The following is a 20,662-nucleotide window of genomic DNA, read 5'->3' as shown; positions in this document are numbered from 1 at the left end:
TCTATATATCTGTGCATTACCTAACGGTGATTAAATATTCCCCAATTGTAACAAATTTATTTCCATCTTCCATCTCTAATTTTAAGACGTATTCTCCGGTGCTACTCAGACGAAGCCCTGCTACCTCTAAATTCCCCTGAAAACTACCATTCACTCTCTCTGTATCAATCGTAAATGCTTTTCCTTCATGTACCGTTCTGTTTGAACTGTCTGTCACAACAAACCTCATCTTTAGATTCTTAGAAGTAGGAACCTTGGAAACCTGTGTTGCTACTTGAAACGAATGATTTCCTGTTCGAAAACTCGGGTTTACTTCAATTTCATTTCTATTACGATTGATAATCGCCATATTAACAATCGGTTTAGTAATGACAACTACTCTCCTAGATTCGTCCCAAGAAGTAAGTGCATTTAACATCTCGGCTACTTGAGCAACTGGCAACACCGTTCGCCCATTCACAATAAACGGTGGTACATCCTCTTCTTTTAACATAGAGCCATTTACTTCAATTCTTGTTTTCGTAAATTGACCAAGAAATAAATGCCCATTTGCTTCAGCATAAACTCCTGCGGATAAGAGAGCTAGAACCAAAGCAGCTACCGCTCCTACATACCATTTTTTCTTCTGCATTATTTTAAACCTCCAACAGTATAACAATATACTATAAAATAGACTTCCATCAGATGGAGTTTTAACTCCACCCTGACGGTTAGAACGTGATAAATTCTTTGGATAAGTCATCCTACATTGTTATACGCAAAAGGTACATAATTGTTTTGCTTTGTCCCAAAAAAGATGTGGTATAATATAGGCATTGTAAGCGAAAGGAAGAGGCCAGTTGAAAAAAAACGTAGAGTTCATATACAACGAGCGACTTGGGATTGAACTCCCTACATTCAACACTGATTGGGAGCTCTTAACTCCTGAAGAGCAGCATCAGGTTATTTTCAAATGGGAAACAATACGGGCAACGATTCCAGACAGAATCGCAGCTCTTGAACGCATGATTGCGGAAAGAGAAGGTCAATTACAGGTAGAAGACAACTTCCCTATTTTTTGTCGGCTTTCAGCTGAAATTTCAGACTATGCAAGCCGAGTTATTGATCTGAATTTATGGTTTAGAACACAAGAGGAAGCAACCTCCACCAAGGTTCATAACTAAAGAAAGAGGGGATATCCCCTCTTTCTTGCTGCTAACAAGGCAGTTTGGAGGGTCAGACGAAACATCCTTACCCGCAGCCTCCGCCACCGGATTTACAACCACAACCTCCACCACTCCCGCAACCAATGGCATCCCAGAAAGGATTGCCTGAAGGAACTTTAATCTCTTCTGAAACAGCAAAAGCGACCACCTTGCTAATCTCATTCAAGATCGATTCCATCTCTTTTTCAGCTTTTTTAAACCGAGCAACGAGCTCATTCATATCAAGCAAGCGCTTGACCTCACGCATTTCTCGATTCAACCTCTGATAGTCTGGATGATACTTTCCAAAACGTTCTGCTTCCTCAAATGCTTCTTTTTTCTGCAAGAAGGCTTGTATAAGGGATTGCGCCTCAGGATCTTCATCCATTCTCTTTCTAGTCAATCTATATTCTTTTACTTCTTCAGACTCTAAGATCAGTTGACCTAATTGATATGCTTCCTCTAGATATAAGGAAAGATCTAATGAGGCTATCATGATTTTTCACCCCCAATTTATTATATCATGCCCTTAGATTTCAGGTAATAATAGTTGCATTCGATTCATCTGTGTTAATACATACTTACGATGATCTCGAGCATAACAAACCCAATGCCCTGCATCAAGCTCACATCGTTCAGGCACAATAATATGGATCCTCCCTGCTGTATCTTCAATTTTCAGCATAAAATGATGATGAATGGCTTGTTCGACTATCTCCCGTTTTGTCTTATCGTGATATCCATGAAATTGCTTTTTCCACATCTCAGGAAGACGCTGCCACGATGGGAAGGCATCCATCAAATCTGGAATCACGTTTTCTACATTAGTCATTACTTTGCTTAGATTTCTTTTTTTGATTAAATACACATCTTTTCCCCTTTTAGATTCCTCTTTTTCCAAGGCACTTTGAGTGAGGTGAATCCCTCTTTTTTTCACGAACTCGGTTACTTTTTCTTTGTCAGAAAGAGGAAGTAAAAAAAGAGTGTCTTGAATCTGTTTCACTGATAACTTTTGAATTTCTGGCCACTGTAGAAATGCTTTCGCTAAATCATTATCCTCTATTTCAATAACAGTCATATCAGATATAAGAATGCGCTCTTGTTTATTTTGCAGCTGTAATAGCTGCTCTTCAAACGAATGAGGAATGGGGTTCGGAGATTTTGATTCCAGCCACTTTAACCATTCTCGAAGGAGTTCTCCACCACTCATTGTCCCTTGTACTTTGGCAGGTGAAATGGAGAGGATTAACATCGGCTCCCAGCTTTGAAAGCTGAGATATCTTGTTAGCTGCCACAGGAAAGAATAAGGAACAACTCTTGGACAAAAAACCTCAAGAGTGGGCTGAAGCCAGATTTCATCAGCACATTCTTCTTGTTCGTGCCAGCGCCAAACGTTTTCTTTCGTTGCACTTAATCCGCATTCAATAAACCCCAAGCCATCCAAAGGCACCAACACTTCCTCCATGAGATTCATCTGAACTTGTTTTATGGCAGGAAGCGTATAGTTTCCTTCCCAATTTTCAACGAGGGCTAGAAGGTAAATCCATGTTTTTTTCTGTTCTAGATTTGTATGTGAAGCTTGTCCTCCTAACAAAGCATACATATCCTTCAGATATCTTGTTAACCATGGTGAGGAAGGAACATAGACAAGAAGCCAATACTCTAGAAAAGCGATCATCATTTCTTTTCTACTTTTTTTCATCCATTCTTCCGCCTTCTTAAGCTCCAATTGGATGCTCCCTTCAAACCAATGTAGCAATCCTACATGTGTCAGAAAATCAAGGACAAGGACCACTTGTGGAGTGTATGTTTCCCGATGATCGAAGGCAAGCGAACAGTTTTCTAAAAAAGGATCTCGATCTGGCCATTTCTCTTTCCACGCACGAATATATTTTTTTGAATCATCCCTTTTTGTGTCAGAGAGATTTCATGCTTGGGATACGTTCTAAATTCATCAAGAAGCCAGTAAATATCCTCTAAAATGGTTGTCTTTTCCGCACTGGTCTTCTGTACCTCTTCCAGACAAAAATCTACTTTCATTTCCTCACCAGTAAGAGAGGAGTAGATCGCTTCTTCAACATTTCGTGGGAAGACATAGGCAACCTCACCCCACTGTCTGCGGATCGTATAAATCATTCCTTTTCTTCTTAACCCTGTCAGCCCTATTCGGAATAAATGGGGTTTAATCCCATTTACCTTTTGTTCTATTTGACGATAGGTTAATAGGTCCTGTCCTGTATAATAAATAAAATGATCTAACACAGCTCTTTCATAAGGAGTTAAGCCCTTTATTATTTCACCTACCTTATCAGGCGAAGTAAGGACAGTAAAGATATATTCTCTTAACTCTGCTTCCGTTAACGAGCCAGAGGACAAATCGCCCTTCTCATTCTGAACAAAGCTGCTCAATTCCTCCACAATTTGGACTAAATTAGGCTTAGAAATTTGCATCAGAAAAAGTCTAACATCAAAAACACTCATTCCTAACTCCCTTCTTTTACTTCCATTAGTTCATAACGATAGCCTTGTTCAACCAAAAATAGCTGACGTTTCAAAGCATATTCCTGATCTTTTGAATCCTTTGTCACAATATGATAAAAATGAGCTACATTGTATTCTTTTTTAGGTCGCAAGATACGTCCCAAACGCTGCGCTTCCTCCTGACGAGAGCCATACGTTCCCGAGATCTGTATAGCTACCGTAGCATCAGGTAAATCAATCGCAAAGTTAGCCACTTTAGACACTCCCAGCACATCGATTTCTCCCTTGCGAAAACGATCATAGAGGATCTCTCTTTCCTCCTGCTTCATCTTTCCTGTAATAACTGGAATTTGAAGGAGAACTCCTATCTGCTCTAATTGGTCAACATACTGCCCTATAATCAAAATGGGGTAACCCTTATGCTTCTTGAGCAATTCTTGAACAACAGGAATTTTATTAGGATTTTCTTGTGCTATTCTCGTTTGCTGGCGAGGTGAAGTAATATAATACTGCTGTTTGAGAAAGGAATCGAAAGCAACCCTAACTTCTGTACAAATCGCTTTCGCAATATACCCTTCTGTTTCAAGCTGTTTCCACGATACTTCATACCTTTTTGGCCCTACCAAGCTGAAAACATCCTCTTGTTTCCCATCCTCTCGTACTAAGGTTGCTGTTAATCCTAATCGTCTTGTCGATTGAATTGAAGCAGTCGCACGAAAGACGGGAGCCGGTAGAAGATGAACCTCATCGTAAATGATAAGTCCCCATTTGTTTTGACTAAAAAGGTCTAGATGAACAAATTCATCTGATTGCGCTGCTTTATAGGTTAATATCTGGTAGGTAGCAATGGTGATCGGCTTAATTTCTTTCTTTTCACCGGTATATTCACCCACCATTTCTTCTGTCAAATCTGTTTTTTCTATTATTTCCTTCTTCCACTGTTTGACGGATGAAGTATTTGTTGTCAAAATTAAGGTAGCACACTGTAATTCAATAATACTTCCGATGCCAATAATCGTTTTCCCAGCTCCACAAGGCAACACCAATACACCATGTCCTCCACTATGTGAGCCTTTTTGATGAAAGGCATGAATGGCATCTGCTTGATACTCTCGTAAAGAAAATTCCGTTCCATTCGGTAGGTTCTTAGCCCAATCCAGAGAAAGTGAAGCACCTTCTGTATAGCCTGCTTCGTCTTGGATAGGATAGCCTAAACGAATACATTGCTGTTTTAGTTCGCCTCTTTTCCGTGGATCTACAGCTATCCCATAAAACATTTCATTTTTCACTGTCAAACTTAGCATTTGCCCCATAAAATAAGACGAAAATGAAGGATAGGATGTAATTTCTAACAAGTCTTGCTTCTGTTTCGCTAGAAGGACAATCGCTTCCTCGTGTTGGATAAGTTGAAAACGACCGAATTTCGCCATGTCTTCCACAATGGATTGTTCAACTTGAGAAGCAATAGGAAACTTTGCGTGTGCTGTCAATAATTCTCTGACATGGTCTGCTGTATAGCCAAGTGATGCAGCATTCCATAAGGATAATGGAGTAAGACGATAGGTGTGTATATACTCTGGACTTTTGATCAGTTCTGCAAATTTTACCAACTGAAGCCGAATCTCTTCATACTGCGGATGATCTACCTCAAGAAAGATCGTTCGATCACTTTGAACGACTAACGGACGGTCGGGATGGTATTCCATTTTTCGCTTTCTCCTTCTATGCAAATCTGTTTGTTAATACTAGTTTTAGCTAGCTTTTAGTTTACCATACATGAAGATAAGGAGTTGAATGATTTATGAGAAAACAGTACCCAGACTTTATTCAAACCGAACTAGAGAAGATTAAGCAACAAGGCGGGCTCTCCGTTGTCCATGACCAGGATTACACTTATGCTGTTATAGGACTAGGGGAAAGAAGTACAGGAGGCTATAGCATTCAAGTGCTAAGCGCAGAGGAAGTCCAAGGTCCGACAGAAAGATACATCCTGATCAAAGCAAAAGAAACAAAACCAGGTCCCTACGACATGGTTACACAAGCTTTTACTTATCCTGTTGCCGTTCATCGTCTTCCACTAACTCCACTGCCTATCAAAATAGAATGGATCTGATTTTCTTGGTCCTCTATTTTTCCTTTGCTCCTTGCAAAAGAGAAAAGAAGCTATTGTCCTGTTGGATGATAGCTTCTTTTTCTACTCTATTATTTACTCAACCTACTCTGATTTTGTTTCTTCCGCTTTCTCTTCTTCAAATACACGCTTGATTCCGATTAATTGGTAGTTTTTATTATACCAATCTAAGCCATCAATTTTCACTTCTTTTTGGCTGCTTGCCGCATGAGCCATTTTATTATTCCCTACATAGATACCGACATGGGAAATCACTCCATTTTTCCTTGTGGAATAAAAGATAAGATCTCCAAATTTCATATCGGAACTAGATACTTCCGTTCCCACTTCATATTGGCTTCGAGAATCTCTAGGCAACTTCACTCCAATTTGAGCGAATGCATAAGAGGTAAATCCACTACAATCAAAACCACCGTTAGGGCTTGTACCTCCAGATTTGTAGGGGCTACCAAGAAGAGAGTCAATCACTGTCTTTAAACGGTCTTGTACAAGATCAGCAGAACGGGAAACGACCTTCTCACGTTCTTTTCTCTTTTCATTTTCCTTATCTTTCTTTTCTGGAATTTTTAGGACTTGTCCAATTTTAATCAAGGTGCCTTTCAATCCATTCTCCTTCATTAACTCATCAACTGTAATTCCGTACTCCTTGGCTATTTTAGATAATGTGTCACCCTTAACTACCTCATACTCTACAGCAGCAGAAACCGGCGATGCCATTAGTAAGAAAATAACCATAACGAAAAAGAAAACCGTTTTTTTCATGATTCACCATCCATATGTATTTTCCCTAGAGGAATAAGAAAAAAATGTAAAACTAATGTCCGTTTTTTTCACAAAGTACTTAATTCGCTGTTTTCTCGACAAATCCTCCTTTTAAATAAAAAAAGTCTGAATTTTTTTCAGACTTTAGACAATTTATGGAACTTTTTATGAGATAAACCGTCTGATTTCTTGGAGAAATTGTTCAGTCGGTATTGAAAATCCCATGTTCTGATACGAAGGAATAATAATGGCATTCATTCCTATTACTTTTCCTTTTGAATTAAATAAAGGACCTCCACTATTCCCTGGATTTAAAGCTGCATCGGTTTGAATTAATACTGGGTACTCTAATTTATCTGTTTCCAAGCTTCGTTTTCTTCCCCCTAAGACCCCCGAGGTTAAGGTATGCTCAAATCCAAACGGGTTTCCAATGGCAAAAACTCGATCCCCTATTGGAGTCTTAGAAGAAAGAGAAAAACGAACAGGCTGTAGTTTTTTTTGCGTGGCAATTTGAATAATGCAACATCCTTTCGGGGATTCGCCCAGACTAAACGAGCTTGATACACAGATTGATCGGTGCCTATTTTGACTTTAATGTTCGTCATTTCATGAACGACATGATTACAAGTCAGAATGTATCCTTTGGGTGAAATGATCATTCCGCTCCCATAGCTAAGCTTTTTCTCCTCGGGTTCTTCAAGAAGCGAAAAGGGAGTCAAAAAAAACGGGGTTTGCTCTCGCTTTATTCTCTTTTTTTTCATTCCTTCTATGGATACAATGCTTTGTTTTAATTTTTGATACAAGACCGTTAGGCGATTAGACATCTAAGCAACAACTCCTTCACTTATCTCCTCTCCTACCATTATTGCGGTGGATAATACGGACCGTTTACGGAGTGTGGATGATATCTTGTCTGATGATAAGGGGTACCCTGCTGTGGATGATGTCTGAAGGTTGGTGGCATCACGTTGATAGGCTGTTGCGGGTAGCGGTAAGATGGCGCCTGCGTGGGTGATAAGGGCTTCTTGAATTGATTAATTTGCTGAATCATCCCATTTACCTGTTCAAACACTTGGTTTAAATCTGAAATATGATTTCGTAGTTTGACCAAATCAATATTCTTGGTTATCTGTGAAATCGAGTCAAGCAACGAAGGAATATTTGCCTGTTGAGTTTGTGCTCCTACAGCTTGGGAACTCACAACTTGTTTAGCTTTTGGTTGATTTATGTTTATTTCTTGCTCCTTGCGACTGTTTCTCGACCTCTTCTGATTTCTTGAGGACGAGTTTTTTTTCTTTACATTCTGATTAATCCATACTTTAGATCCTTCCATGATCGGTGTGTCCTCCTGTTCTACTCTAGTCAGCCGATTCCATACTATCATCATATGGAACAAGAAATGCAAGTGTTCCATAAACTATATATAACTTTAGGAGAAGGAGAGAACGTACATGCTCGTGATTGCACATCGAGGTTCTTCTCAACAAGCACCAGAAAATACGCTTCCTGCTATACAGAAAGCGATTCAGGATCAAGCCGATGCAGTTGAAATTGATGTCCAGTTAACAAAGGATCAAGAAATTGTCGTCATTCATGATGAATGGTTAAATAGAACAACCAATGGCTCAGGCTTAGTATCTAGTCATACATTCTCAAGAATACGAGAATTAGATGCCGGATCTTGGTTTAGTCCAAATTTTAGCGGGGTTAGAATCCCGCATTTGGAAGAAGTTCTACTCTTATTGAAACCACTGTCTATAGAATTAAATATTGAATTAAAAAACGGAATCATTCCTTACCCAGGACTTGAAGAAAAAGTGATTCGGCTCATTCAGAATTATCAAATGGAAAAACAAGTCATCCTTTCTTCCTTCCGCCAAGATAGCTTGGTAGATGTTTCCAGATCGCCCCTTCCATTCGCCGAGGTTTATTATGTTTGACTGTTACGGAATCTCTCTATCAGACGGAACGCTGGGATCGATTACAGCTCTACTCGATTCATCCTCATGTAGCCTTTTTACATGCTCAGATGAAGAATTTTCAGCAAAAGGGATATCGCATTTTCCCTTACGTTGTTGAACGAAAAAAAGAGCTTGCTCTTTGTCAGAAATACCAGGTTGATGGTTTTTTTACGAACTCCCCCAGAATGGCAAAAAAAATTCTCACTCCTAGCTAATGTGAAACAAAGCAAATCACCCCATGAGCGGTCTGTCTATTTAGGAGAGCGCTCATTCTTGTATTTGCCTTTTCATCTAGTTACAATGGTAGAGTAAGCAAAGGAGGCGTTCCGCATGTCGAATACGATATCGAATACAACAGGTGGAGGATCATCGATCATCGAAGAAATAGAAAGCATTTTAGAGAGTGCATCTAATCAAGATCGAGAAATACTGAAGCTAGCTATTCAATCCATAAAACAAAAACGTGAAAAACCAAATACAATGTATCTATCTGGGTTTCTGAATCATGTTGGAGAATTTGTGGACGAGGAAACATTTCAAATCACCATTCCCATCACCCCTTTTATTTTAAATCCGTTGCAAATTGTTCATGGAGGAATTACTGCAACCCTAGCAGATTCTACGATGGGGGCTGTTGTCTATCGCAAATTACCTAAGGATAAGCACTGTGTCACAAGTGAAATGAAAATCAACTATATCTCTGCTGGCTTGGGGAATCAACTCATCTGTCGAGCCAAGGTGGTTCATATTGGCAATACGCTATGCGTGGCTGAGTGTCGTATCACGAATGAAAAAGACAAGCTCATCGCGATCGCTACAGGAACCTTCTATATCATAAAGGCTCAAAAATAATGGTTGCCGCGATCTGTATCATTGGTGTTTTTATCTATTTTTTCTTTTGGAGTCGCAAAGTGAAAAAAGAGCAGGAACAGGAATGGAAGCTTCTTGGGGATGAACAAGAAACGGAAAAAATCACAGGTCGCATTTCTCACCATTTTCTTCAAAAGAAAAAGTTTAATGACCGATATTGGTACATGGAGCTTGAAGGAACAATTGTCACAGATACGGACCAACAAAGAATGAAGCTGATTTGGAAAAAGCCCTATACACCCGATTTAAAAGTTCCAAAGATCGAAAAAAATAGTCAGGTACAACTCTATGGCAGGAGAAACAGAAACACCTTTCACGCCAACAGAATTCTACCCAAAAGAGGCTGGGACATAACTGCCGAGAATAATGAAAAATGGTTCTAAACAAAAAAAAGAGTGATGCTCACCAACTTGCTGGTGAGTAGCACTCTTTTTATCTACTGGTTTTTGTCCCAACCTCTTTCATATTTATAATTTTTAATGCGAAGTCGGGTGAGATCCTGCTCTTTCTTCCGAAATTTCACTTAAAGCATATTCAGCTTGAGAATCATAGCGTTCGCGAATAGCAATATCCCTTAGGGCACACATTCCAACAAGTTTTGTTCCTTCGACTATCGGTAAACGACGAATTTGTTTTTGAGACATCAGCTTTACGGCTTCTTCCACACCCATATCTGGTGTCCCAGTTACCACCTCAGAGGTCATCACTTCGGTAATTTGTGTAGAGCCAGGTTTTTTCTCAGCCATTGCTCTAATCACAAGATCACGATCTGTTACAATTCCAACAATTTGATCTTTAGAACACACTGGTACTGCCCCTACATCCCAGGACTTCATTTTTACTGCTGCTTCATAAATATTATCCTCCGCAATACAAAAACGAACATCCCTTGTCATGATATCTCCGAGCTTTTGAGTTGACATAAGAATTCCCTCCTAAATTAGAAATAATACTGGACATTATTAAAATACCCTATTGTTTATTCTCCATTCATTAACAACATATTTGCTTATGGAGTAATAAAGTAGACTTCCATCATGGAGTGATTACTCCACCAGATGGTTAGAACGTGATAAACATTTGTGTCCAATAATATCTCCCAGATCCACCTTCTACGTATCCAACTCCAATATGTGTGAAATTTCTGCTCAAAATATTTTTGCGATGCCCTTCACTATTCATCCATGACTTCACAACCTCCTGAGCAGTAGCTTGCCCCATAGCAATATTTTCCCCTGCTGCACGATAGCGAATATTATATGCTTTTAACATATCAAATGGAGATCCATACGTCGGGGAAGTATGAGAAAAATATCTTTTATCTCTCATGTCTTGAGATTTATGTCTAGCCACTCTAGCTACTTGCCAGTCAGGTGTTAGTGCTGGTAAACCATGCTTCGCTCTTTCTTGATTACATAATTGCACAACATCATGCTCAATCGCTTTTACTCTAGTTATCAACGGGATATTTAACTTTTGATTGGGATAGATCATATGGGGGTTCCTAATCTGAGGATTCGCCTCTATAATCTCTGTCAATCCAATCTGATAACGGACGGAAATTTTCCACATCGTATCTCCTGGTTTTACAGTATAGGTATCCACGTTTTGGGCATGAGCCATGCTCGGAGTAACAATCAAAAAGAACATACACATCATGAAGCATCCAAAATAAAAACCACTTTTTCTCAACATTATTTCACCTCCTAAAGCTAGGATGCATCTTACAGAGGTTTTATTACATGAGAAAAAATGGTATCTAATTATTGTTGAGTCTGCTGCTTAATGAATGAAGTTAAAAAAGTTCGATCTTCAGACTCAGGAACTTCCCCTGTCCACTGTCCAAAAACCTGACTCCCCCCTCCCTTTCCTCCGTAAGTTTCAATCAACTGAGCAATGAAATCACGGACTGAGAAAAGAGTCGTATCAGACAAGGCAACCGTCCATTGTTCTTGCTTAGATTTCAGTTCTTCATGAATAAACACAACCATCCGATGAGGTTTTTCGATGATCGATTTTGCTAAATCCTTTAGCTCTTGATTGTGCCGGGCTGTGCTTCGAAGATAATAGACCGTCCATTCCTCTTCTTTATATGGAAGAACAAAGGTTGGAACCATTCCCTCAGCTTCATACCTAAGCATGGACTGATAATATTTTCTGTTATTTTTTTTCGTCTCCTCCAGTTCATCAAGCAATGCGGATACTTTCTTATTGACTGATTCCCGATTTGTCTTAAGCTTTTTGGCGACATCTTGTAGGATGTAATGTTCCTTTTTTAACAGATCCAAAGCTCGATATCCGCAAACAAAAGTAACTCTGGTCATTCCCTTATATTTTTCGGTATCAATCACCTTAATCATCCCTACCTCACCAGTGCGATATGGATGAGTTCCACAGCAGGCAGATAAATCAAAATCTGTGATATGTACCATACGAATCAATTCTTGATCAGAAGGAACTTTTTTCAAAAAATGAATTTGCACTTCCTCACGGGTGAAAAACCTTGATTCAATACGACGGTTTTCTAACACAACCTGATTCGCTAAGTTTTCCACTTCATCAATAAGGGAGGACTCCAAATGACTAGATATAATATCAATGGTCGCGATTTCCTTCCCCAAATGAAAAGAAGCTGTTTGCAGTTCTGCCACTTGAATAAAGGCAGCAGATAAAATGTGTTGTCCACAATGCTGTTGCATATGATCAAATCTCCGGGAAAACTCTATACGCCCCTCCACATGATTTGACTCTAATGGTTCTTTCACATAGTGATAAATCTTTCCATTCTCTTCAAAAACTTTATCCACAGGAATCTGATCTAAGTAACCCCTATCATAAGGTTGTCCACCTGCCTCAGGATAAAAAGCTGTGCGATCTAACAATACCTTCCACTGTCCCTGATCTACTTTCTCTTGATGTACCAGTGTAGCTGTAAAACTTGTTTGATAAGGATCTCCATCGAACACTCTCTTTGTATTCAAGCTACTCCCTCGCTTCCGTATATCTGCGTTCACTCATATACTTATATACTTATATGATTATATCATCCGTGACATTTTTCACGATTTCTGTATCCAACCACCTACTTCTATCATATAGATAATGATAAGAGGATGTAAAGGAGGGAAAAGATGCGGAATTTCAACTCCTACTCCATTTCTGAGTATCGTCAATGGCTGAATAGACAATCCGTTAATAGACGTGTGACTCATATTCAAATTCACCATACTTGGAAGCCTCGCAAGACTGATTATACTGGCGAACGAACGATTTTAGGAATGTATCGGTATCATACTGAAACAAGAGGCTGGACAGACATTGCTCAGCACATTACGATTGCTCCAGATGGAGTCATTTGGGATGGGCGAAATCTTAACCTTGACCCAGCAGGGATTTCAGGGCATAACCGTGGTGGAATCATGATTGAAATGATTGGCAATTTTGATGCTGGAGAAGAGAAACTTGAGGGTCCCCAATTACAATCGGTCTTAGCTGTTGTTCATCTCCTCATGAAGCGATTTGCTCTAAACCAAAGTCATATTGTCTTTCATAGGGAACATGCAGGTAAAACCTGTCCAGGAACTGGAATCAATAAAACAGAATTCATTCGGCAAGTAAATCAATGGAAAGAAGAGGATGAAAGGAGCGTGGATGATGTGCCAATAGATCCTCGTCGTTTTTCTGATGTACCTAACAATCATTATGCTGCTGAAGCGATTGAATCCTTAGCCAAGCTAGGAATCATCCAAGGCAGAGCAGATGGAACCTTTGGTTTAAAAGACCCGCTTACACGTGCTGACGCCGCTCTACTCCTATATCGTTTTTTAGAATACTTGCAAAATGAAAGATGAATTATGAATAGCTTTCAAATTTTCCCGGACTAAGAATTGCAACTTTGTCCAATTCATACTATCATAAGTAAGAATGAATGGATAAAGGAGGTTTCCTAAAGTGAAAATTGAGGGAACTAATTTAGAAGGAAAACAGTTAACACTCATTGATTTAGATCATGTAATGGAGCAGCTAGGTTTTGTTCGTTGGGCATGGGATTATAAGAGGGCTACTTATGATTATAAATTTGAAGATCATAAATCAGGTCATACTTTTTATTTACGTGTACCAGCGGTATGCTTAAAGGGAGAAATCCAAGACGAACCAAACGAAAGCGTTTTAGAACTTGCTGAGCCATATATTGGTCGCCATCTTCACCCTCACGGATTTGACTATGAATTTAAATTTCCTTCAACGATCCTCGATAACGCGAAGAGAAAGCTTGATTCATTGGAGCGTCAAATCAATCATTTAGTAGAAGCATAGATACACAATATAAAAGGATAGAAAAAGCAGTTTCTTACTGCTTTCTCTATCCTTTTTACTGCATATAAAGTAAACTTCCATCAGATGGAGTTTTTACTCCACCTGATGGTTAGAACGTGATAAAATGAGGAAATGCTTTCGTTATGATTACGTTTTTTACATAGAGAGGCTTGGCTCAAGAGCCTTCCCTTTGTTTAACTCAACCCCTTCTACCCTTATATTCACGGTAGAAACATCAAGCCCAGTCATATTTTCTACTGCTTCCTTTACGTTCTGTTGTACTGCTCTGCACACATGATCTATCTTCGTACCAAATTTAACAATGATTCTTATGTCAATCGCTGCTTTATGTTGGTCTATTTGTACATGTACACCCTTCTGGATCTGTTTTCCACTCACTCTTTTGGCAAGACCTTCGGCAATCCCACTTGACATACATGCAATTCCTTCAGTTTCTACAGTAGCGATACTAGCAATTACAGCTACCACATCATCAGCAATACGAATAATGCCATTCTCTTTCCATTCGTTCATGTGGTATCACTTCCTTTCTCCTTATCTATTCTTATTGTATGTTGTATTCTCAGAATAAGCAACAATAAAGCGCTTCCTTCGACTTTATTGCCCTTGAAATTCATTTATCCCCTAAATTCAAACAAAAAAATAGACTAAATACTTGGCATGAAGCTTATTATTTAATATAATTTAAAATAGGGCGTTATCGTCCACGTATGAAAGGAGATTTACCTTGCAAAAATTTCTTACTCTAAAAAAAGTTCTTATTGCTTTAGGAATAATCGCCATTGGATTACTCCTCTACTTCTACCTTTCTGTATTTATGCCTATATTACTTGCCTTATTTACGGCATTTTTATTAGAACCCCTTGTGCAAGGGACTCAAAAGTTCCTTCGCCTTAAGAATAGATTGCCTTCTGTTGTCATTGTTTTTAGTTTATTTGTCTTCTTTATAGCGATTAGCTTCTATCTGGCGATCACCAAGTTGGTCAATGAAGTGATAAAATTTGTGTATCGCTTGCCCTATTATGCTGTAGAGCTAACCTACTTTGTGGAGAATACCATAGCAGATTTTAATCAAGCTGTGGCTAATTTTCCTCCAGTGTTAATCCAAGAAATAAGCAAGCAAAGTCCAAAAATCCTTAATAAAGGGGAAGAAATTGCACAGTCTGCTATTCAATTAATCGCCAATTGGGCACAAGCGATTCCTACCCTCATTGTTGTGACCATTATTTATCTTATTACTCTATTTTTGATTAGTATGGATCTCCCTAAGTTAAGGGAACAATTTTATAACCACTTTAAAGAGGAAAATGCTAAAAAAGTTCGATATATGAGCCATCGCCTTGGATATGTTTTTATTGGTTTTTTTAAGGCACAATTTCTTGTAAGTATCGTGATTTTTATCGTTTCTTATATTGGTCTGCTCCTGATTTCACCAGGAAATGCCCTTATTATGGCTCTTCTTTTATGGCTGATTGACTTTATTCCTTTTATTGGTTCGATCATTATTCTAGCTCCGTGGGCATTATTCAATATCATCTCAGGAGATCCTTCCACAGGAGTAAAACTACTCATTCTTGCTGGTGTTCTATTAACCCTACGAAGAACATTAGAGCCTATGATTATGGGAGAACAGATTGGCTTGTCCGCTCTATCAACCCTGCTCTCTATCTACTTAGGTCTATATTTCCTAGGCGTTGTTGGATTAGTAGCCGGTCCTCTTTTTCTCATTGCCATTAAATCAGCTATGGAAGCTGGAATCATTAAAACCGACTTTAAATTATAAAGTAGACTTCCATCAGATGGAGTTTTTACTCCACCTGATGGTTAGTCGCCCTTTATCTGGTTCTTCTTAGCGTCGGTTATCTCCCTGCTATAGAGGAGGGAGTCTTACCGCCAATTAGAACGAGATAAAAAGCCCAATTTGGGCTTTTTGTTTTATTTAAGCTGTAATGTAGCTGCAATTGGATAATGATCAGAAACATGACTTGGATAGGTTGATGTATTCAATACCTGAAAGTGAGCACTGAAAAAAATATAATCAATTTGCCAATCCCTGTGACTATATGTTTGCAATTTAGACCCTTGGTTGCTTTTCGTTATATGATCATTCCATAGCATAAATTCTTGCTGTTCTGGCGTCGAATTCAAATCACCCATCAGAATCAGCGGAGCATGGATAAAGGCCATAATGTCTAAAATGTTTTTTACATCTCTTCCTCTTTCCTCTTTATTTAATCCCAAATGAGTATTTAAGACATAGATGCTTTGCTTATTTTTTAATGAAATTTCAGCAAGAATCAATGATCTATTTTCTTTTTGACTTGTGAGTGGGAAAAATCTAGAGCTATGGATTGGGTATTTGCTAAAGATAGCGTTTCCATAATAGATGCCGGGATAAGCAATGGAGGGATAAAAAACAGCATTCATGTTCAATTCCTTCGCGATTAAATCTACCTGATCTTGAAAGCCCGATCGAAAACTATACCTCTCTACTTCTTGAAGACAAATGATATCTGCTTCTATGCTTTTTAATTTTTCAATGGTTCTATGGATATCAACCCAACCATCTTGACCTTTGCCATATTGGATATTATAAGAGATGACATTAAGCTGGTGTGTCGCCCCCTCCATTGCCCCCTCAACAGTAACAACATAGGTAGCATCCCAAAAAAGATGAAACATGAGTAATACAGCTATAAAGCAACCTGCTAAGAAATAAAATAGCTTCATCTTACCCCCTCATTATTCAGCATAGGACAGACACTCATCTATTCTTTCATTATAATCTAAATTTACTGAAAATTTAATGGGTTTATACAAAAAAAGACCTTGTATTTTTTCGTGGTTAGGAAATAGTAAAGAAAGAAAGGAGCTGATTCATATGGCTAGAGAAAACAAAACAACGAATGATACCAATGGAGAGTCTATGGAACAAAAGAAATTCAGAGATCAGGTCAAAGAAGAAAATTCAGTACTTCAGCAGGACAAGAAGTTGGGCGGACCTAATCGACCATCAGAATAAAAAAAAGACTGCCCCCTTCGTCAATAATGACGAAGGGGGCAGTCCCATTTATCTTAATTCGTGCTGTCTTCTTTCTTATCTTCCTCAAGCTCTGATCCCGTATCTACACCATCGGTATCTTGTGAATCACCATCAGCATCAACATCACCGTCTTCACCTAGATCGTCGCCATTTACGTCTTCTGCATCATTAGGTTGATTCACGGGACTCTCGACCCCTTCGCCAGTAGTTGGCTCATCTGGCTCAGCTGAACAGCCAATCAATGCTGTTCCCATTGCTAATAATAGGACAAGGCTTAAAATCCAATATTTTTTCATTGTGTACAGTCCCCTCTCTTTAAAATATTTATTGGTATTGCCTCAATACCTTTCGATGAGATTTTTTTGTTTTTGAGGGGGTATTTCTAAAATAGGAATATTATCCCACTTATTCAGACTATTCAAACTCTATTAATAAGTCTCCAGTTGTAATACTTTCCTTCTCCTGAACGACAATTCTCTTGATGATCCCATCTCTTGAAGCTTGTACTGTGGTTTCCATTTTCATGGCTTCATTCACCATCAAATGATCTCCTTTTTTCACAGTATCCCCTTCATTAACAAGAATCTTCATGACGGTACCTGGCATAGTAGCACCGATTTGATTTGGATTATTTGCATCTGCCTTTTCCTTGCGTAAGATATTAGACTCTATAGATTGATCAATCACATTCACTTCTCGAGGACGTCCATTTAGTTCGAAATAGATCGTTCTTGTACCATCAGGAAGAATCTCACCAATAGATAGTAGCTTAATCATAAGGGTTTTTCCACGCTCAATTTCTGCTGCTCCTTCCTCTCCTACTCTCATCCCATAGAAGAAAGTAGGACTGTCCAAAACAGAAAGATCACCGAAGTTCTGGCGATGCTGCTCAAATTCCTTAAACACTGCTGGATACATAACATATGATAGGACATCATGAATAGAAAACGGACGATGGAACTCGTCTTCCAATTCTTTAGCGACCTGATCAAAGTCAACAGGCTCCATTAACTCTCCAGGGCGACATGTGATGGGTTCTCTACCTTTTAACACAGCTTTCTTTACCTTCTCAGGAAATCCTTGATACGGTTGACCAAGATACCCCTGAACAAACTCAACAACCGAATCCGGAAAATCTAAGGTTTCACCACGTTCATATACATCTTCTTCCGTTAAGTTATTTTGAACCATAAATAACGCCATATCTCCGACCACTTTAGAAGATGGGGTGACTTTGACAATATCCCCAAACATCATATTCACGACGGAATACATTTTTTTGACTTCTTCCCAACGGTGTTCGAGTCCTACACCTTTCGCTTGTTGTTGAAGATTCGTGTACTGTCCTCCTGGCATTTCATGTTGGTAAACCTCTGTACTGCTCGCCACCATCCCAGCATCAAAACCACGGTAATACTGACGAACGTCCTCCCAATAATGACTAAGCTTTTCTAAATGGCTAAGTTCAAGCTGCGGAGAACGAGGTTGTCCCTGCAAAGAAGAAACCATCGCATTTAAGCTCGGCTGAGAGGTCAACCCTGACATGGAGCTTATCGCCACATCAACGATGTCCACTCCAGCTTCCACTGCCTTGTGATACATAGCCACTCCGTTACCACTCGTATCATGCGTGTGAAGATGGATTGGAATATCTACGGCATCTTTTAATGCTGAAATAAGATCATACGCTGCATAAGGCTTTAACAGCCCTGCCATATCTTTGATGGCTAGAATATGTGCTCCTGTTTTTTCTAACTCCTTCGCCATCATAATGTAATAATTCAAATCATATTTAGCACGAGAAGAATCATGGATATCTCCTGTGTAACAAATCGTTGCCTCGGCTATTTTTCCGCTTTCACGCACTGCCTCAATCGCCACACGCATCCCTTCAATCCAATTGAGACTATCAAAGATTCGGAAGATGTCGATTCCTTTTTGCGCAGATTCTTGAACAAATCTTTTGATGACATTGTCTGGGTAGTTGGTGTAACCAACTGCATTCGCTCCTCTTAATAACATTTGAAACAAAATATTAGGAATCTGTTCGCGTAACGTTTGTAATCTCTCCCAAGGATCCTCCTTCAAAAATCTCATGCTGACATCAAATGTGGCTCCTCCCCACATCTCTAATGAAAAGAGATTAGGAGCTAATTTGGCTGTTCCTTCAGAAATTTTTAAGAAGTCATAGGTACGAAAACGTGTAGCATAGAGGGATTGATGAGCATCCCGAAAGGTCGTATCTGTAAGTAAAACTTGCTTTTGTTCTTTAATCCACTTTACAAGTCCTTCCGCCCCTTGTTGCTCTAATACCTGCTTAGAGCCAAATTGGTAGCTGTCTTTATAGCTTGTAATTGGAACTCGTGGTTGATTAAACTCTGGCTTTTCTGTCATTTTGGTTAAACCAGGATAGCCATTCACAATTGTATTTCCAATATATTGCAAAATTTTCGTTCCTCTGTCCCTTTGCTGCTGAAATTGAAATAATTCAGGTGTCGTATCGATGAACGAAGTATTATAATCCCCACTAAGAAACGCTGGGTGCTGAACCACATTTTCCAAAAACGGAATGTTTGTTTTCACTCCTCTTACCCGAAATTCTTTTAAATTTCTGACCATTTTGGAGGCAGCTTGCTCGTAGGTAATGGCCCAAGTGGATACTTTGACTAACAAAGAATCATAGTAAGGAGAGATGACTGCACCCACGAAGCATTACCAGCATCCAAACGGGTTCCGAACCCACCTGCTGAGCGATACGCCAATAGTTTCCCTGTATCAGGCATAAATGAATTAAGCGGATCTTCTGTTGTGATTCGGCATTGAATCGCATAACCTCTCCAGCTTATATCTTGTTGGAGCGGTACACCTACCTCAGGACTATGTAAGGAATACGAACTTGCGATTAATATTTGCGATTGAACTATATCAATTCCTGTAATGAGTTCAGTGATCGTGTGCTCTACTTGAACCCTTGGATTCACTTCGATAAAATAGAAGCTCCCATCTTCGGTTACAAGGAATTCAACCGTACCTGCATTAAGATAGCCTACATTTTTCATAATTTGGACAGATGCATCACAAATTTTCTCTCTAAGCTCTTGACTTAGTGAAACACTTGGAGCCACCTCTACTAGCTTCTGATAACGTCTTTGAACCGTACAGTCCCTTTCAAACAGATGGATAACATTTCCTTCATGGTCCGCTAATATTTGGACCTCAATATGCTTGGGATTTTCAATATATTTTTCTATATACACCTCGCATTGCCGAACGAAGCCCGCGCTTCAGATTGTGCTCTTCCGAATGCTTCCTCTACTTCCTCTTCAGAGCGAACAATTCTCATCCCACGTCCGCCTCCTCCTGAGCTGCTTTTATGATAAAAGGATAGCCATGCTCCGTTCCAAAGGCTCTTATTTCATTCAATGAAGCTACGGGTTCATCTGTTCCAGGAATAACGGGTAGCCCTGCCTTTATAGCTTGTTTTCTTGCCTCCACTTTATCTCCAAACATATTCAAATGAATCTCTTTTGGACCAATAAAGGTGATGCCTTCCTCCTTACAACGACGGGCAAACGTTGCGTTTTCGGATAAAAATCCATAGCCAGGATGGATCGCTTCAACATGATTTCTCTTCGCTACCTCAATGATGCTTTCAATATCAAGATAAGCTTCAATAGGTCCTTTTCCTTTACCTACGATATACGCTTCATCCGCTTTAAAGCGGTGCAAACTAGGAGTATCTTCCTCTGAATAGATCGCCACTGTACGAATATTTAATTCATTACAGGCTCTAAAAATTCGAATGGCAATCTCACCACGATTTGCCACTAATATTTTCGAAAAAGTCTTCACTCTATCCATCCTTCTTCCCCTTTTCTCTATGTTTTTTTTG

At 39.2% G+C, this 20,662-nt stretch carries 23 protein-coding genes and 2 pseudogenes; 10 read left to right on the top strand and 15 right to left on the bottom strand.

The window, feature by feature from the left end; genetic code table 11:
- Positions 1-16: 16 nt before the first annotated feature.
- The gene (locus tag JCM10596_RS17930; RefSeq protein ID WP_025028313.1) at positions 17-631 is read right to left on the bottom strand and encodes a stalk domain-containing protein; all 615 of its coding nucleotides are present in this window, start codon (positions 629-631) and stop codon (positions 17-19) included.
- Positions 632-839: 208 nt separating this feature from the next.
- Here JCM10596_RS17930 and JCM10596_RS17925 point away from each other — a divergent pair, with 208 nt between their 5' ends.
- Positions 840-1,163, top strand: a complete 324-nt coding sequence (locus tag JCM10596_RS17925; protein WP_025028312.1) for a hypothetical protein — start codon at positions 840-842, stop codon at positions 1,161-1,163.
- A 67-nt stretch (positions 1,164-1,230) separates the two neighbouring features.
- Here JCM10596_RS17925 and JCM10596_RS17920 read toward each other — a convergent pair whose 3' ends face one another.
- From JCM10596_RS17920 to JCM10596_RS17905, 4 genes are all read right to left on the bottom strand, one after another.
- Positions 1,231-1,680: a YlbF/YmcA family competence regulator gene (locus JCM10596_RS17920; RefSeq protein ID WP_025028311.1), complete on the bottom strand. Its 450-nt coding sequence runs from the start codon at positions 1,678-1,680 to the stop codon at positions 1,231-1,233.
- 33 nt (positions 1,681-1,713) lie between these two features.
- Positions 1,714-2,913, bottom strand: a complete 1,200-nt coding sequence (locus tag JCM10596_RS17915) for a hypothetical protein (RefSeq protein ID WP_148302636.1) — start codon at positions 2,911-2,913, stop codon at positions 1,714-1,716.
- Between the two features lie 113 nt (positions 2,914-3,026).
- The gene (locus JCM10596_RS17910; protein ID WP_025028309.1) at positions 3,027-3,665 is read right to left on the bottom strand and encodes a hypothetical protein; all 639 of its coding nucleotides are present in this window, start codon (positions 3,663-3,665) and stop codon (positions 3,027-3,029) included.
- Positions 3,666-3,667: 2 nt separating this feature from the next.
- Positions 3,668-5,371, bottom strand: a complete 1,704-nt coding sequence (locus tag JCM10596_RS17905; protein ID WP_025028308.1) for a DNA repair helicase XPB — start codon at positions 5,369-5,371, stop codon at positions 3,668-3,670.
- Positions 5,372-5,466: 95 nt separating this feature from the next.
- On the opposite strand from JCM10596_RS17905, the gene JCM10596_RS26305 reads away from it, so the two are divergent.
- On the top strand, positions 5,467-5,778 hold the full coding sequence (locus JCM10596_RS26305) for a protease complex subunit PrcB family protein (protein ID WP_025028307.1): 312 nt from the start codon (positions 5,467-5,469) through the stop codon (positions 5,776-5,778).
- Between the two features lie 102 nt (positions 5,779-5,880).
- Here the strand turns inward: JCM10596_RS26305 and JCM10596_RS17895 are convergent, their stop codons facing one another.
- The 3 genes and pseudogenes from JCM10596_RS17895 to JCM10596_RS17880 form a co-directional block, all read right to left on the bottom strand.
- Complete coding sequence (locus tag JCM10596_RS17895) at positions 5,881-6,558, bottom strand: C40 family peptidase (protein WP_025028306.1); 678 nt, start codon at positions 6,556-6,558, stop codon at positions 5,881-5,883.
- A 165-nt stretch (positions 6,559-6,723) separates the two neighbouring features.
- A pseudogene (locus JCM10596_RS30435) lies at positions 6,724-7,217 on the bottom strand (S1C family serine protease).
- Between the two features lie 203 nt (positions 7,218-7,420).
- A complete protein-coding gene (locus JCM10596_RS17880) occupies positions 7,421-7,891 on the bottom strand; it encodes a hypothetical protein (protein WP_025028303.1) in 471 nt (156 codons plus the stop codon).
- A gap of 118 nt (positions 7,892-8,009) precedes the next feature.
- Here JCM10596_RS17880 and JCM10596_RS26295 point away from each other — a divergent pair, with 118 nt between their 5' ends.
- The 4 genes from JCM10596_RS26295 to JCM10596_RS17865 all read left to right on the top strand — a co-directional run bounded on the left by JCM10596_RS26295 (position 8,010) and on the right by JCM10596_RS17865 (position 9,772).
- On the top strand, positions 8,010-8,498 hold the full coding sequence (locus tag JCM10596_RS26295) for a glycerophosphodiester phosphodiesterase family protein (RefSeq protein WP_051541368.1): 489 nt from the start codon (positions 8,010-8,012) through the stop codon (positions 8,496-8,498).
- On the top strand, positions 8,495-8,734 hold the full coding sequence (locus JCM10596_RS28155) for a PI-PLC domain-containing protein (protein ID WP_051541367.1): 240 nt from the start codon (positions 8,495-8,497) through the stop codon (positions 8,732-8,734). The genes JCM10596_RS26295 and JCM10596_RS28155 overlap by 4 nt, the downstream gene beginning before the upstream one ends.
- Before the next feature lie 115 nt (positions 8,735-8,849).
- A complete protein-coding gene (locus JCM10596_RS17870; protein ID WP_051541366.1) occupies positions 8,850-9,371 on the top strand; it encodes a PaaI family thioesterase in 522 nt (173 codons plus the stop codon).
- A 59-nt stretch (positions 9,372-9,430) separates the two neighbouring features.
- Positions 9,431-9,772 (top strand): hypothetical protein, encoded by a 342-nt coding sequence (locus tag JCM10596_RS17865; RefSeq protein ID WP_148302634.1) that lies wholly within the window; start codon positions 9,431-9,433, stop codon positions 9,770-9,772.
- 93 nt (positions 9,773-9,865) lie between these two features.
- Here the strand turns inward: JCM10596_RS17865 and JCM10596_RS17860 are convergent, their stop codons facing one another.
- The 3 genes from JCM10596_RS17860 to JCM10596_RS26290 all read right to left on the bottom strand — a co-directional run bounded on the left by JCM10596_RS17860 (position 9,866) and on the right by JCM10596_RS26290 (position 12,370).
- A complete protein-coding gene (locus JCM10596_RS17860) occupies positions 9,866-10,312 on the bottom strand; it encodes a CBS domain-containing protein (protein WP_025028300.1) in 447 nt (148 codons plus the stop codon).
- A gap of 139 nt (positions 10,313-10,451) precedes the next feature.
- Positions 10,452-11,048: a SafA/ExsA family spore coat assembly protein gene (gene safA, locus JCM10596_RS17855; RefSeq protein WP_148302637.1), complete on the bottom strand. Its 597-nt coding sequence runs from the start codon at positions 11,046-11,048 to the stop codon at positions 10,452-10,454.
- A gap of 104 nt (positions 11,049-11,152) precedes the next feature.
- Positions 11,153-12,370 carry an alanyl-tRNA editing protein gene (locus JCM10596_RS26290; protein ID WP_025028298.1) on the bottom strand — a complete coding sequence of 406 codons (1,218 nt, stop codon included), beginning with the start codon at positions 12,368-12,370 and terminating at the stop codon, positions 11,153-11,155.
- Positions 12,371-12,520: 150 nt separating this feature from the next.
- Here JCM10596_RS26290 and JCM10596_RS17845 point away from each other — a divergent pair, with 150 nt between their 5' ends.
- Together JCM10596_RS17845 and JCM10596_RS17840 are read left to right on the top strand one after the other, a co-directional pair.
- Positions 12,521-13,240 carry an N-acetylmuramoyl-L-alanine amidase gene (locus JCM10596_RS17845; RefSeq protein ID WP_025028297.1) on the top strand — a complete coding sequence of 240 codons (720 nt, stop codon included), beginning with the start codon at positions 12,521-12,523 and terminating at the stop codon, positions 13,238-13,240.
- Positions 13,241-13,340: 100 nt separating this feature from the next.
- On the top strand, positions 13,341-13,706 hold the full coding sequence (locus JCM10596_RS17840; RefSeq protein ID WP_025028296.1) for a YugN family protein: 366 nt from the start codon (positions 13,341-13,343) through the stop codon (positions 13,704-13,706).
- Positions 13,707-13,862: 156 nt separating this feature from the next.
- Here JCM10596_RS17840 and JCM10596_RS17835 read toward each other — a convergent pair whose 3' ends face one another.
- On the bottom strand, positions 13,863-14,240 hold the full coding sequence (locus JCM10596_RS17835; protein WP_025028295.1) for an Asp23/Gls24 family envelope stress response protein: 378 nt from the start codon (positions 14,238-14,240) through the stop codon (positions 13,863-13,865).
- Between the two features lie 214 nt (positions 14,241-14,454).
- On the opposite strand from JCM10596_RS17835, the gene ytvI reads away from it, so the two are divergent.
- Positions 14,455-15,510 carry a sporulation integral membrane protein YtvI gene (gene ytvI, locus JCM10596_RS17825; protein WP_025028294.1) on the top strand — a complete coding sequence of 352 codons (1,056 nt, stop codon included), beginning with the start codon at positions 14,455-14,457 and terminating at the stop codon, positions 15,508-15,510.
- 152 nt (positions 15,511-15,662) lie between these two features.
- On the opposite strand, the gene JCM10596_RS17820 is transcribed toward ytvI, so the two are convergent.
- Positions 15,663-16,457, bottom strand: a complete 795-nt coding sequence (locus JCM10596_RS17820) for an endonuclease/exonuclease/phosphatase family protein (RefSeq protein ID WP_025028293.1) — start codon at positions 16,455-16,457, stop codon at positions 15,663-15,665.
- A 151-nt stretch (positions 16,458-16,608) separates the two neighbouring features.
- Here JCM10596_RS17820 and JCM10596_RS29595 point away from each other — a divergent pair, with 151 nt between their 5' ends.
- Complete coding sequence (locus JCM10596_RS29595; RefSeq protein WP_159102369.1) at positions 16,609-16,749, top strand: hypothetical protein; 141 nt, start codon at positions 16,609-16,611, stop codon at positions 16,747-16,749.
- A 53-nt stretch (positions 16,750-16,802) separates the two neighbouring features.
- Here the strand turns inward: JCM10596_RS29595 and JCM10596_RS17810 are convergent, their stop codons facing one another.
- The gene (locus JCM10596_RS17810) at positions 16,803-17,066 is read right to left on the bottom strand and encodes a hypothetical protein (RefSeq protein ID WP_025028292.1); all 264 of its coding nucleotides are present in this window, start codon (positions 17,064-17,066) and stop codon (positions 16,803-16,805) included.
- A gap of 118 nt (positions 17,067-17,184) precedes the next feature.
- Positions 17,185-20,631: pseudogene (gene pyc / locus JCM10596_RS26285) on the bottom strand (pyruvate carboxylase).
- Between the last annotated feature and the right edge of the window lie 31 nt (positions 20,632-20,662).

The organism is Caldalkalibacillus mannanilyticus JCM 10596, from assembly GCF_000615945.1.
Lineage (GTDB): Bacteria > Bacillota > Bacilli > Caldalkalibacillales > JCM-10596 > Bacillus_AT > Bacillus_AT mannanilyticus.
The sequence above is the reverse complement of the archived record's forward strand: the minus strand, read 5'-3'. Positions and strand labels throughout refer to the sequence as shown.

Bases quoted from the DNA above. Each gene is read 5' to 3' on its own strand.
- JCM10596_RS17930 (WP_025028313.1), bottom strand. From the start codon at position 631: ATGCAGAAGAAAAAATGGTATGTAGGAGCGGTAGCTGCTTTGGTTCTA.
- JCM10596_RS17920 (WP_025028311.1), bottom strand. From the start codon at position 1,680: ATGATAGCCTCATTAGATCTTTCCTTATATCTAGAGGAAGCATATCAA.
- JCM10596_RS17910 (WP_025028309.1), bottom strand. From the start codon at position 3,665: ATGAGTGTTTTTGATGTTAGACTTTTTCTGATGCAAATTTCTAAGCCT.
- JCM10596_RS17905 (WP_025028308.1), bottom strand. From the start codon at position 5,371: ATGGAATACCATCCCGACCGTCCGTTAGTCGTTCAAAGTGATCGAACG.
- JCM10596_RS26305 (WP_025028307.1), top strand. From the start codon at position 5,467: ATGAGAAAACAGTACCCAGACTTTATTCAAACCGAACTAGAGAAGATT.
- JCM10596_RS17895 (WP_025028306.1), bottom strand. From the start codon at position 6,558: ATGAAAAAAACGGTTTTCTTTTTCGTTATGGTTATTTTCTTACTAATG.
- JCM10596_RS17880 (WP_025028303.1), bottom strand. From the start codon at position 7,891: ATGGAAGGATCTAAAGTATGGATTAATCAGAATGTAAAGAAAAAAAAC.
- JCM10596_RS26295 (WP_051541368.1), top strand. From the start codon at position 8,010: ATGCTCGTGATTGCACATCGAGGTTCTTCTCAACAAGCACCAGAAAAT.
- JCM10596_RS17870 (WP_051541366.1), top strand. From the start codon at position 8,850: ATGTCGAATACGATATCGAATACAACAGGTGGAGGATCATCGATCATC.
- JCM10596_RS17860 (WP_025028300.1), bottom strand. From the start codon at position 10,312: ATGTCAACTCAAAAGCTCGGAGATATCATGACAAGGGATGTTCGTTTT.
- safA (WP_148302637.1), bottom strand. From the start codon at position 11,048: ATGATGTGTATGTTCTTTTTGATTGTTACTCCGAGCATGGCTCATGCC.
- JCM10596_RS17845 (WP_025028297.1), top strand. From the start codon at position 12,521: ATGCGGAATTTCAACTCCTACTCCATTTCTGAGTATCGTCAATGGCTG.
- JCM10596_RS17835 (WP_025028295.1), bottom strand. From the start codon at position 14,240: ATGAACGAATGGAAAGAGAATGGCATTATTCGTATTGCTGATGATGTG.
- JCM10596_RS17820 (WP_025028293.1), bottom strand. From the start codon at position 16,457: ATGAAGCTATTTTATTTCTTAGCAGGTTGCTTTATAGCTGTATTACTC.
- JCM10596_RS29595 (WP_159102369.1), top strand. From the start codon at position 16,609: ATGGCTAGAGAAAACAAAACAACGAATGATACCAATGGAGAGTCTATG.
- JCM10596_RS17810 (WP_025028292.1), bottom strand. From the start codon at position 17,066: ATGAAAAAATATTGGATTTTAAGCCTTGTCCTATTATTAGCAATGGGA.